This window comes from Dokdonella sp. (assembly GCF_019634775.1).
In the GTDB taxonomy this organism is placed as follows: Bacteria; Pseudomonadota; Gammaproteobacteria; order Xanthomonadales; family Rhodanobacteraceae; genus Dokdonella.
The window spans coordinates 453,056-465,109 of record NZ_JAHCAS010000001.1 but is presented as its reverse complement, the minus strand read 5'-3'; the positions used below and the strand labels follow the sequence as shown (position 1 = coordinate 465,109).

At 67.1% G+C, this 12,054-nt stretch carries 9 protein-coding genes; 3 read left to right on the top strand and 6 right to left on the bottom strand.

Annotated features, from left to right (window positions below; all coding sequences use genetic code 11):
• Window positions 1-169 precede the first annotated feature (169 nt).
• From KF907_RS01975 to KF907_RS01955, 5 genes are all read right to left on the bottom strand, one after another.
• Window positions 170-1,282 (bottom strand): ABC transporter permease, encoded by a 1,113-nt coding sequence (locus KF907_RS01975; protein WP_291217639.1) that lies wholly within the window; start codon window positions 1,280-1,282, stop codon window positions 170-172.
• A complete protein-coding gene (locus tag KF907_RS01970; protein WP_291220210.1) occupies window positions 1,279-2,199 on the bottom strand; it encodes an ABC transporter ATP-binding protein in 921 nt (306 codons plus the stop codon). Before KF907_RS01970 ends, KF907_RS01975 begins: the two co-directional genes overlap by 4 nt.
• Before the next feature lie 76 nt (window positions 2,200-2,275).
• Window positions 2,276-3,229 carry an HlyD family secretion protein gene (locus KF907_RS01965; RefSeq protein WP_291217637.1) on the bottom strand — a complete coding sequence of 318 codons (954 nt, stop codon included), beginning with the start codon at window positions 3,227-3,229 and terminating at the stop codon, window positions 2,276-2,278.
• A gap of 219 nt (window positions 3,230-3,448) precedes the next feature.
• Window positions 3,449-5,227 carry a M14 family metallopeptidase gene (locus tag KF907_RS01960; RefSeq protein ID WP_291217635.1) on the bottom strand — a complete coding sequence of 593 codons (1,779 nt, stop codon included), beginning with the start codon at window positions 5,225-5,227 and terminating at the stop codon, window positions 3,449-3,451.
• Between the two features lie 36 nt (window positions 5,228-5,263).
• Complete coding sequence (locus KF907_RS01955; protein WP_291217633.1) at window positions 5,264-5,602, bottom strand: glutaredoxin family protein; 339 nt, start codon at window positions 5,600-5,602, stop codon at window positions 5,264-5,266.
• Between the two features lie 361 nt (window positions 5,603-5,963).
• Between KF907_RS01955 and KF907_RS01950 the strand changes: the two genes are divergently transcribed.
• The 3 genes from KF907_RS01950 (at window position 5,964) to dusA (ending at window position 10,464) form a co-directional block, all read left to right on the top strand.
• Window positions 5,964-8,861 carry a TonB-dependent receptor domain-containing protein gene (locus KF907_RS01950; RefSeq protein WP_291217631.1) on the top strand — a complete coding sequence of 966 codons (2,898 nt, stop codon included), beginning with the start codon at window positions 5,964-5,966 and terminating at the stop codon, window positions 8,859-8,861.
• A 33-nt stretch (window positions 8,862-8,894) separates the two neighbouring features.
• Window positions 8,895-9,401 (top strand): hypothetical protein, encoded by a 507-nt coding sequence (locus tag KF907_RS01945; RefSeq protein WP_291217630.1) that lies wholly within the window; start codon window positions 8,895-8,897, stop codon window positions 9,399-9,401.
• 76 nt (window positions 9,402-9,477) lie between these two features.
• Window positions 9,478-10,464: a tRNA dihydrouridine(20/20a) synthase DusA gene (gene dusA / locus KF907_RS01940; RefSeq protein WP_291217628.1), complete on the top strand. Its 987-nt coding sequence runs from the start codon at window positions 9,478-9,480 to the stop codon at window positions 10,462-10,464.
• A 186-nt stretch (window positions 10,465-10,650) separates the two neighbouring features.
• Here dusA and KF907_RS01935 read toward each other — a convergent pair whose 3' ends face one another.
• Window positions 10,651-12,054 (bottom strand): OmpP1/FadL family transporter, encoded by a 1,404-nt coding sequence (locus tag KF907_RS01935; protein ID WP_291217626.1) that lies wholly within the window; start codon window positions 12,052-12,054, stop codon window positions 10,651-10,653.

Here is a 12,054-nt window from a genome sequence, read left to right as displayed (position 1 = left end):
GGTGTTGGTGACAGGAGGTGCAACGCGGGGGGTATCGTCGCGGGGTTTGATGACCGGGGGTCCTGCTCATCCCGGGTATGGGAGCGCACCGTGTGCGCAATTGCTTTTCCATTCCGAGAAAAGATCGCGCGCGGGATGCGCTCCCACGCGCAAGACCTGCGACCGACAGCTAATCGAGGCGCTTGCGGAAACGCAGTACGGCCAGCGACAGCACGATGACGACGAATGCGCCGAGCGCGGCCAGCGAGGGCCACAGCTCAGCCAGGCCGGCTCCGCGCAGCATGACGCCGCGGATCAGGCGCAGGAAATGGGTCAGCGGGAACACCTCGGCCAGCCATTGCGCCGGACGCGGCATGCCGTCGTAGGGGAACATGAAACCCGACAGCAGGATCTGCGGCAGGAACAGGAAGAACGCCATCTGCATGGCCTGGAACTGCGTGCGCGTGAGCGTCGAGATCAGCATGCCCAGGGCGAGCGTGGCGGCGATGTAGGCCAGCGAGGCGGCGTACACCGCGACCAACGAGCCGCGCACCGGCACGGCGAACACGATCAAGCCGAGCAGCAGGATCAGGCTCACCTGCACGAAGCCGATGCCGACGTAGGGCAACACCTTGCCGAGCATCAGTTCGGCCGACGACAGCGGCGTGGCAATCAGCATCTCCATGTTGCCGCGTTCGCGTTCGCGCACGATCGCCATCGCCGTGAACACGACCATGGTCATGGTCAGGATCACGCCGATCAGGCCCGGCACGGTGTTGACCGGCGCACGCCGCTCCGGGTTGTAGAAGTTGACGACCTCGACGCTGCCGCTGGCGCGCGTGCCGGGGCGCGCTGCGGGTCCGCCGAAGTCGAGCGCAGCCAGCGGGAACGCGGCGAGCTGGCGCGCGGCGGCCTGCACGGACTGGTCGGAACCATCGACGACGACCTGCCAGGCCGGCTCGCCGCCGCGTTCGAGGCGGTGCTCGAAATCGCGCGGCACGACCACCGCCGCGCTGATCTCGCCACGCCGCATCAGCATCTCGACCTGCTGCGGAACGGCCACGCGATGGCGAAAATCGAGTACCTGCGACGAGGACAGTTCGGCGACCAGTTCGCGCGAGCGCCAGGTATTCGCCTCGTCGAGCACGGCTGCCGGCAGGTGGCGCACGTCGAGGTTGATGGCGAAGCCGAACAGCAGCAGCTGCAGGGTCGGGATGCCGACGATCATGGCAAAGGTCAGGCGGTCGCGGGCGAGCTGGCGCAGCTCCTTGCGCACCACGGCGAACAGGCGCACGAGGTTCATGCATCGCCTCCGGCGCGCGCGCGCGTCGCCGCGACGAACACGTCCTCGAGGTTCGCCGGCGCCGGCTCGACCCTTGCTTCGACGCCGGCCGCGGCAAGCACGCCGCGCAGCCAGTCCGCGCCGTCATCGCGACGGTTGGTCAGCACGCGCAGGTCGCTGCCGATCTGCGCCGCGCCGAGCACGTGCGCATCGTTCAGGACGAGCTGCTGCACGCGCCGCGGTTGCGCGCACTCGATGCGCAGCGTCGCGCCGGGCAGGGCGGCCATCAATTCGTGCGGTGTGCCGTCGGCGACGAGCCGGCCGCGATCGAGGATGGCGAGCCGATGGCAACGTTCCGCCTCGTCCATGTAGTGGGTCGAGACGAGCAAGGTCGTGCCGGCCTCGGCGAGATCGAACAATGCATCCCAGAAATCGCGCCGCGATTGCGGATCGACTGCACTGGTCGGCTCGTCGAGCAGCAGCAGTTCCGGCTCGTGCAGCACCGCGCCGGCCAGGGCAAGGCGCTGTTTCTGGCCACCCGACAGCGTGCCGGCGAGACGTGTGCGCAACTCGTCGAGGCGATAGCGCGCGCAGAGTTCGTCGATGCGCCGACGTGCCGCCGCACCGCGCAGTTCGTGCACGGCGGCCAGGAACTCGAGGTTCTCGGCGATGCTGAGGTCTTCGTACAGCGAGAACTTCTGCGTCATGTAGCCGATGCGGCGCTTGACCGCCTCGGCGCCGGCCGGCAGGGCGCGACCGAGCACCTCGACCGTGCCCTCGCTGGCATCGAGCAGGCCGCACAGCATGCGGATCGTCGTCGACTTGCCGGAGCCGTTCGGTCCGAGGAAGCCATAGACCTCGGCACGGCGCACGTCGAGGTCCAGGTGATCGACCGCAGTGAAGGCGCCGAAACGCCGGGTCAGACCACGGGCGACGATCACCGCGTCGGCGCGCGTGCCGGACGGCGTCGCGGTTTCGGCAGCGGCGTCGGGTACGGAAGTGCCCATGTGCATTTCAGGGCGTGCTCGTGCCGCACTCGGCCTGTGCGGGCAGGCCGACGGCGAGGCGGGTATCGGCTTCGTCCAGGACGATCTCGGCGCGATAGGCGAGGCGACTCGCGTCGTCGCCGGTCAGCGCGTAGTACGGCGTGAATGCCGGATCGGCGCGCAGGCTGCGCACGCGCGCATCGAACGCGCCGGGGATGCCTTCGACGTGCACGCGGCAGGTCGTGCCAACGTCGATCCGCGCACGCCGGCTCGCCGGCACGTGGACGCGCGCGTATGCGGGGCCATCGAGCAGGCTGACCAACACCGCGCCGGGCGGCGGCTGGTCGCCGAGCTTGAACGGCAGCGCATCGACACGGCCCGCGCGTGGTGCACGGATGTCGTAGCGGGCGCGGACCAGTTCCAGGCGCGTGACCGTCGCGTTCGCCGCGGCCAGCATCGCTTCGGCCTGTTCAATGTCTTCGATGCGCGTGCCGTTGAGCAGTTCGGTCAGTTGCGCGCGTGCCGCATCGGCCTGCGCCCTGGCGTTGCGCAGGCTGGTGTCGGCGCGGTCGAGTTCGGCCTGGGCGACCAAGCCGCGTGCACGGATTTCGGCGATACGCGTGCGTTCGCGGCGCGCGTTGTCGAGCGTTGCCGCGTTGCCGGCGAGTTGCGCACGCGCGGCGGCGATTGTTTCCGCGCGTGTGCCGCGACGCAGTTCATCGAGGGCGGCCGCCGCACGTTGCCGCTCGGCCCGCGCGGCGGCGAGCTCGGCTTCGATACGGCGTGCGTCGAGCGACAGGATCGCCGCCCCAGCCTCTACCTCGTCGCCCTCGGCAACCTCGATGCGCAGGATCGTTTCCGCGGCTTCCGCGGTCACGGCGATGCGGTCGCGTTCGAGACTGCCGAGGAGGAGATCCGGCGTGGTCTTCACGCAGCCCGCGACAAGGCAGGCCAGCGTGGCGGATAGGACGAGGCGCTTCATGGGTGCGATATTGGGCGGATCGCCGGGCGGATCACAAGCGGGGCGTTTGCCGTCGCAGGAACTGCCATATCCATTGCTTCCGTAGTAGCCCGTTCACGGGCGATGCTTTCCTCCCGGAAAATGTTGAGCTGTAGGAAACGCCTTCAGGCGTGATGTTGTTTCTTTGTGGGGTTGTACAGAAGGAGCATCGCGGCTGAAGCCGCTTCCTACGGCCGCTTCTCAACGGTGGCCCGGAACCGTGTCGATGCGCATCACCGGATAGAGGTCGCGGCGCTCGTCCCACGACGCATGCCGCCGTGCGAAGAACTCGAGGCGCTGGTCCGGGCTGGCGGCGAAGGCCGGGTCTTCGGCGAGCCGTTGCACGAACTCGGCGCGCAGGGCTTCGTCGTTGTCGAGCATGGCGCGGGCGACGTCTTCGGCGACGTAGGCTTCCATGTACTCCTTCTGCTCGAAGGCGGTGTTGAAGTCGCCCCAGGCGACGAACGAGTCGGGTGCCTGCGGTTCGAACAGGGCGACGACAAGGCGCGACTTCGCCTGTGCGATCGGCACGAACAGCGCGCCAGCGGGGATGTCGTTGACAGCGGCCGACCATCGCCCCTCGAGGGTGAGTGTCTGGCGGCCCTCGAAGGACGCGTCGCCAAACTTCTTCGAGGTGGCGCGAAAGGTTTCCGTTTCGGCGCCCGGCCATGCCTGCGCGAGACGCCGGTACTCGATGCCGTGCAGGTCGAGGCGTGCGCTGATGCGTGTGGCCCACGCCGCCGGTACGAGATAGCCACCGAGCGGGGCGTCCACGACCAGCGACGGCTGCACATCGTCGCGCAGCGGCAGCTTCCACACCTGCGGTGTGTTTTCGTCGTAGCGCGTCATCAGCGTGCCGGAGATCGCCGACGGCGTGCGCGTGTACGCATAGCCGCGGAAGTCGATCGTGCGCGCCTTGTCGGTGGCCTTGTAGGCCAGCGCGAACGGCTTGCCGGCGAGGCGTGCCGCGCGCGCGTCGGCCTCTGCGCCGAGCTGGCGCCAGCGCGCGCCTTCCTGCATCGCCAGTTCGATGAGGGCACGGATCGTGTCGTGGGTTGCTCGCACGCGGGTCGGATAGTCCTTCCAGGAATGCGTCTCGACGAGGATGCCGAAGCGGTTGCGCAGCGGCATGTAGCCGGTGGAGAAGCGTGGCGGGGCGACGCCGTCGGCGAAGCCGGAGGCGGGGTTGTCGTAGTCGACGAACGAGGGATAGAACGCCAGCGGCAGCGAGCCGCGCTTCGACAGGCGTTCGAGCACGGCCGTGCGCAGGGCCAGGCCCGCCTTGCGCAGCGCGGCGTCGCCGGAGTGCACCGGCTCCATCGTGATCGAGATGTCGTGCTCGAACTGCGCACCATCGGTGACATGCAGGTCGGCGAAGACAATCGGATCCCAGGCACCGATCAGGTTCAGCATCGCCTGCATCTCAACCGCGTCGGCCTTCATGTAGTCGCGGTTGAGATTGAAGTTCTGCGCCGTCGTGCGCCAGCCCATCTGCTCGGGGCCGCGCTGGTTCGGCCGGTTCCACGCGCCGAAGCGCTCATGACCGTCGATGTTGAACACCGGCACGAAGACGAGGGTCAGCCTGTCGAGCGCGCCCTTGGCGAGCCTGCCTTGGAACAGTTCGCGCAAGATGAGGAAACCGGCATCCTTGCCGTCGATTTCGCCGGCATGGATGCCGCCCTGCACGAGCAGCACGGGGCGGCGCTTCGCGCGCGCGGCTTCCGGCGTCAGTGCATCGGCCGCACCGGCGACGAGGGCGAGCATCGGCCGGTCTTCCGGCGTGCGTCCGAACTCGACGCAGCGGACCGAGTCAGGCCAGGTTTTCGCAAACTCCGCGCACAGGCGGATCACTTCGTCGTAGCGGCCGGTGCGCACGAAGCCCGATTGCTCGGCAAGGGTCGACAGCGGTGCCGATTCAGCCAGTGCGAGCGACGCCGCGAGGAGGGAAGCAAGGTATCCGGCAAGACGGCAAAAGCTCATGGGCGTCCCATTCGTCGGAAGCGGGCGCCCATGATGCTACAGGCCGTGCCTGGCCAGTTCGGCAGCGACGCCTGCTTGCGAGAAACCCATCAACGCCTTGCCGTCGATGACGATCACCGGCGTGCCCTTGCCGCCGAGCGCAGCCCATTCCTTGCGTGCCGCCTCGGAACGCTCGATGTCGCGCTCGTCCCAGGCCAGATTGCGTGCCTTGAGGTAGTTGCGCGCCTTGACGCAATAGCTGCAGGTCTGGGTCGTGTACATGATGATCCCTGGCGGTGGCGCCTTGCTCTTCGACGGCGCCGCCATCGCCGTCGAGGCGACGATCGAAAACAGGGTGAGGCCGAACCCTGCCAGGATGGATCTGCGCTGGAACATGTTTCCTCCGATTTTCGTTGTCCCCCGGTCGGGGTGCAGTTCAGAGTCGCGCAGGGCGGAATGGTTCATCGCGCATGCGCGCACGGCGACGGAGCAGGTTGCGCCTGCGCACCGCCGGCACTTCGACAACCTCGCCCTGCCTTGCGCCACGCTCTGAACATATTGCCTCTGCTCATTTTGTGCAGCGCAGCGCGAGTGGCAGATTCGCTGGCGTCCGCTGACGGTGACGCAAGTGGTTGCCGCGGCGGTCGCCCCCGACCTGACCAAGGCGAGAACCATGTCGTTGCGAACATCGAATGCGTCCGCCCCGCGCGGTGGACGCCAAGGGATGCGTCCGCGATTCGGCGGATGGCACGGCGGAATGTTGGCGCTGCTGCTGTCGCAGGGAGTGCTGGTGCCGGCCTGTGCCGCCGGCGCGGTTGCGGCGTTCGCCGCCGATGCCGCAGCCGCTGCCGACGATGTACGCAGCGGGGCGTCCGTGCCTGTGGACGATTCCACCGAAGCGGCCACCGTGCTCGGTGGCGTCGTCGTCACCGGCTCGCGCATCGTGCGCATGGACTACGCTGGCAGCAGCCCGCTGACCACGGTGTCGAAGGAAGTCATCGACTCGACCGGCCGCGTCACCGTCGAAGATGTGCTCAACGCCTTGCCGCAACTCGGCCTCGGCGCCAGCAAGGCGAACGCCGGTTGGGGCGGCACCGGGCAGGCGACGCTGAACCTGCGCGGCCTCGGCGCGCAACGCAACCTCGTCTTGCTCGATGGTCGCCGCCTGCAACCGTCCACGACCGACAACATCGTCGACGTCAACGCGATTCCGACCGCACTGATCGCCGGCATCGAGATCATCAGCGGTGGGGCTTCCGCGGTCTACGGTTCGGATGCGATCGCCGGCGTGGTCAACGTGCTGCTCAACGACCGCTTCGAGGGCATCCAGCTCGACACACGCCATGCCCGCTACGCCGAAGGGGACGGCGATACGCACGACGTCGCGCTGACCATGGGCGGCCATTTCGCCAGTGAGCGCGGCAATGCAGTGCTGAGCTTCTCCGGTGCCGAGCGCGAGGGTGTCGACTTCATGGCGCGCGAGTTTTTCCGCAGGCATCCCGGCGGCACCGATTTTCGCATCCAGACCGGCACCTACGAGTTCGGTGCGAACCTGCCGACACAGGAGGCGCTGGATCTCGTGTTCGGCCAGTACGGCGCCGCTCCGGGCCGTGTGCCGGTGACGCCGACGACCTATCTCGGCTTCAACGACGACGGCAGCCTGTTCCTTGCCAACAACGGACCGTTCAACTGGCGCGGGCCGGAAGGCCAGCTGCACGACACCGGCACGCAGTTGAACAACCTCAACCAGTTCTCGTTGATCCAGGTGCCGCTCGAGCGCAAGACCGCATTCGGGCGCGTGCGCTACGACATCAGCGACCGCATCGAAGGCTATGCCCAGTTCAGTTGGGCCGACCTGCACAGCTACGTGGCGGCCGAGGCCGGCAACACCGGCATCAACGTGCCGCTGACGAACCCGTTCATTCCGGCCGACCTGCGCACGATCCTCGCCTCGCGCAGCAATCCCGACGCGCCGTTCCGTTTGCACAAGCGCTTCCAGGAAGCCGGACCGCGCACCTTCGAGCGCGACTTCGACATCTGGCAGTTCCTCGCCGGCGTGAAGGGGCACGTCGATGCGATCGACGGATCCTGGGATGTCTACCTCAGCCGCGGCAGCACGAGTGCGCACGAGGTCAACAACGGCGCGGTCGTGATCGACTCGCTGCGCACGCTGCTCGACGCCGCCGACGGCGGCGCCAGCCTCTGCGAAGGCGGTTACAACCCGTTCGGCCTTTCCGTTCTTTCGGACGAATGCCGGCGTTATCTGGTCGCCGCCACGGTCAGCGACACGCGCTTCGAGCAGGACGTGGCGGAAGCCAACCTGCAGGGCCAACTGTTCGCGCTGCCGGCGGGTGAGGTGCGCTTCGCCGCGGGCCTCGGCTGGCGCCGCAACCACTACGCGTTCCGGCCGGATCGCCTGCTCCAGCAGGGCGGCATCGTCGGCGTGCCGGCCAAGGGCCCGAGCCGCGGCAGCACCCGCGTGCGCGAGGCTTATGTCGAGACCCTGCTGCCGCTGCTCTACGACCAGCCGTTTGCGCATGCGCTCGATCTCGGCCTGGCCTGGCGCCATTCCGACTACGACCCATCCGGCGGTGTCGACACCTTCAAGATCGACTTCAGCTGGTCGCCGGTGTCGAGCCTGCGGGTGCGCGGCGGCTACCAGCGCGCGGTGCGCGCGCCGAGCGTCGGCGAGTTGTATGTCGCCGCGGAAACCGAATCCAACGGTTACGGCCTGGTCGCGAACGGCCAGGGCGACCAGTGCGACGCATCCAGCCCCTTGCGCAATGGCCCGAATGCGGCGGCTGTGGAAGCCCTGTGCATCGCGCATGGCGTGCCTGCGGAACTGCTGCCGACCTATGTCGACACGCAACGCGAATCGCTGGCCACGCGCGCCGGCAACACCGGCCTCGCCCCAGAAAGTGCCGACACCTACACCGTCGGCGTGGTCTGGTCGCCCGAAACCATCGACCTGTCGCTGGCGGTCGACTACTACGACATCCGGGTCGAGGACGTGATCGGCACGCTCACCGCCACGCAGGTGCTTGCGTCCTGCTTCAACCAGGATGGCTCCAATCCAACCTTCGCGGTCGACAACTTCCATTGCGGCCTGATCCGGCGCAACCCGGAAACCGGTCGCATCGACAACATCGACAAGCCGACCTTCAACATGGGCAGTCTGGAAACAAGCGGCATCGATGTGCAGGTCGACTGGCGCCGCGCCATCGGCGACGGCGAACTGGCGCTCGGCACGGTGCTGGGCTGGGTCGACCGCTACGAAGTGCGCACGACCAAGGGCGGCAAGGCCTACGACCATGCCGGTTACGTCGGCACGCTGCCGACCTGGAAGGCGGTCAGTCACCTGCGCCATGCGCGCGGCCGCGGCAGTCTCGGCCTGCGCTGGCGCTACATCGGCTCGATGGAGCATTCGTCGAAAGTGCTCAACCCGGCATCGACCGCGCCGCCGGTCGACGCCCACAGCTACTACGACCTGTTCGGTCGCTGGCGCTTCGGCGAACACCTCGTGCTCGATGCCGGCATCAACAACCTGTTCGACAAGGCGCCGCCACAGGTCGGCAACACACCCGGCACCACCCACAACGTCACCTACGACATCTATGGCCGCCAGTACTTCGTCGGCCTGAGCGTGAAGCTCTGAGCACCTGCCCCATCCACCACCGAGGACAACGACATGATCCGCCAGTACCGCCGCACCACCCTGCTCGCCGCCACCGCACTGTTCGCCTTCGCCATCCAGAACGTGTTCGCCCAGGCCCTGTCCGGCCGCGACCTGCCCGATCGCCCGCGCGTCGGCGTGAGCTATTACAAGGTGCCGCCCGGCAAGCACGACGAATGGCTCGCGCTGTACCAGAAGTGGCATCGCCCGATCATGGAGGCGCAGATCAAGGCCGGTGTCACCCTCAGCAGCACCGTCTACGCCCTGCGCAACCACCAGATCGGGTCGCCCTATGATTTCGTCATCATCAGTGTCTCGCCGGCCAATCCGAAGCCGCTCGGCCTCTCGCGTGGCGAGCTCATCAAGAAGCTCTTCCCCGACACGGAAGCCTATGTCGCCGGTGAAAAGCGTCGCTGGGAACTGACCGTCGACCACTGGGACACCAGCCTGCTCGAAATCGACGTGACCGACCCGAACCTCTCGCTGTACTACCCACTGATCAACGGCAAGGTGGTCAGGTAGCGCGTCGGTACGTGGCGCAGGCTGGCCTGCTCGCATAGCATGGCCTGCGCCCGATCCGCGCACGCCTGGAAATCCATTGACCCCCGAGCAAAGAATCCTCTCCGTCGCCCCGATGATGGACTGGACCGATCGCCACTGCCGTGTCTTCCATCGGCTGCTGGCGCCGCATGCCTTGCTGTACACGGAGATGGTCACCGCGCCGGCGGTGATCCATGGGGATCGCGTGCGCCTGCTCGGGTTTGATCCGAGCGAGCATCCGCTGGCCTTGCAGCTGGGTGGCTCCGAGCCGGCCGAGCTGGCCGAGGCGGCGCGCATCGGTGAGGGTTTCGGTTACGACGAAATCAATCTCAACGTGGGCTGCCCGTCGGATCGCGTGCAATCCGGTCGCTTCGGCGCCTGTCTGATGCGCGAGCCGGAACTCGTGGCCGAATGTTTCTCCAGGATGCGCGATGCAGTGTCGATTCCGGTCACGGTGAAGTGTCGCATCGGTGTTGATGACCAGGACGCTGAAGCCGATCTCGACCGCTTCATCGACACGGTGCGCGCGGCCGGCTGCGCGGTATTCATCGTGCATGCGCGCAAGGCCTGGTTGCAGGGTCTGTCGCCGAAGGAGAACCGCGACATCCCGCCGCTCGACTACGCACGCGTGCATCGCCTGAAGCAGCGCCTGCCGGAACTGACGATCGTGCTGAACGGAGGGCTCGCTCGCGTCGACGATTGCGTGGATGAACTGCAACGGGTCGATGGGGTGATGCTCGGCCGCACCGCCTATCATGAGCCGTATCGCCTCGCCGAACTCGAGTACGCATTGTTCGGCGTGCCGTTGCCGGCTCGCGACGACGTGATTGCGCGATTGCGGCCCTACGTCGAGACGCATCTCGCCCACGGCGAGCGCCTGCAGCACATCACCCGACACATCCTTGGCTTGTTCCAGGGCCTGCCCGGCGCGCGCGCGTGGCGGCGCCATCTGAGCGAGCAGGCGCACCGTGCCGATGCGGGTTGGGAGGTCGTCGAACAGGCGCTGGCGCGGCGTGCCGGGGCAGGGTTGGGGCGGGCGGCGTAGGAAACGGCTTCAGCCGTGATGCCCTGTCTGTACAACCCCACAAAGAAAAGCATCACGGCTAAAGCCGTTTCCTACGGATCGTGCAAGGTCTGTATGGTGTTTGTGCAGCGGACGTCTGCTCGCATACCCAGACGACGAAGCCCGGCGCAGGGCCGGGCTTCGATTCGGTAAAGCGGGTGCGGTGGATCAGAAATGGTACACGGCCGAGGCGACGACGGCATCGACGCGGTCCGAGAATTCGCCGCCGAGGTCGACCTGGAGTTTCTCGCCGAACACCGTGCCGAGACCGAAGGTGTAGTGGGTGTCGCGGGTCTTGAGCGCGCGGTAGCCGTCGTGGTCGGGATCGGTGAAGCCGCCGAGACGGACCGAGAGCAGCTTCATGCCCATCACCGGCGCATCGAACAGGAAGGTCTTCTCGGCGCCGAGATGGAAGACCGTTTCCTTGCCGAGCGGGTCGATGTCGATCGCATTGCCGGTGGTGCTGCCGAACAGGAAGCCTGTCGGCGAGCCGTCCGGCAGCCTGCCGTAGTCGACGCGATCAAGCTGCGCGGATACCAGCCAGGTGTCGGTCGGGCGCCAGGCGACGCCGAAAGAGAGCACGTCCGGCAGGCGGATGGTTTGTTTGCGGCTGCCGTCGCCGTAGAAATCGAAGCTGCAGAAATCGGCCGGGCAGGTCGAGCGGTCGATGACGTAGAGCTGATTGACCACGCGGTAGTCGCCGCCCGACTTGTAGACAACGCCGCCCGAGAACTTGCCGTTCGGGTTGACCAGCAGGCCGAGGTTCCAGGTCAGGTCGTGATCGGTGCCGACGACGCGGCTGCCGAGCGTGATCTGGTCGTTGTTGGGGTTGACCACGCCGGGCGGGAAGTCGAGGTCGTAGTCGCGGAACCCGAACACGCTGGAGACCGAGTACGACTGGAGGTCGAGCGAGGTGTGCTTGATCGATGCGCCGATCGAGAACAGGTCATTGATGCGGAACGCGCCGGACAGGCCGAAGGCTTCGACCTCGACGTCGATGCCGCTGCTGGCCACGTAGGTGTCGCGGAACGTCGATTCGACGTTGACGATCTCACTGGTTGCGCGCAGGGCGCCGGAGTTCTGATAGAAGGCCGATACCACGAAGCGCTCGAACGGGTACACGAAGCTCAGGAACGAGACCTTGGTGTTGCTGTCCCTGAAGCGGCCGATCGGGTCGTCGCCGACCGGCATATAGCCCGGGAAGGATGCCGGCGGAATGGCGTCGATCGAGTTTGGATCGAAGAAGCGCACGTTGTAGTCCGCGTTGCGCACGTGCACCGAGACTTCCGGACTGGTGAGGATGGTCTGGCCGGCCGGATTCGCTTCGGCCGCGGTGGCATCGTCGGCGACCGCCGCGAAAGCACCGCCGAGGCCGAGTGCGCGCGCACCGGGCGCCAGCAGGTCAAACGGGATTGCGGAGATGTTGGGCGCGCAGGCCGCGTAGGCGGGATCGGTGAGCGAGAGGAGAAAGAACTCCGAGCAGTCCTGAGGTTGGCCCTGGGCGCAAGCGAAACCGGACCAGCCCAGGCTGGCGACGGCACAGTACATCGCGGTGCGTTTGAACACTGACAT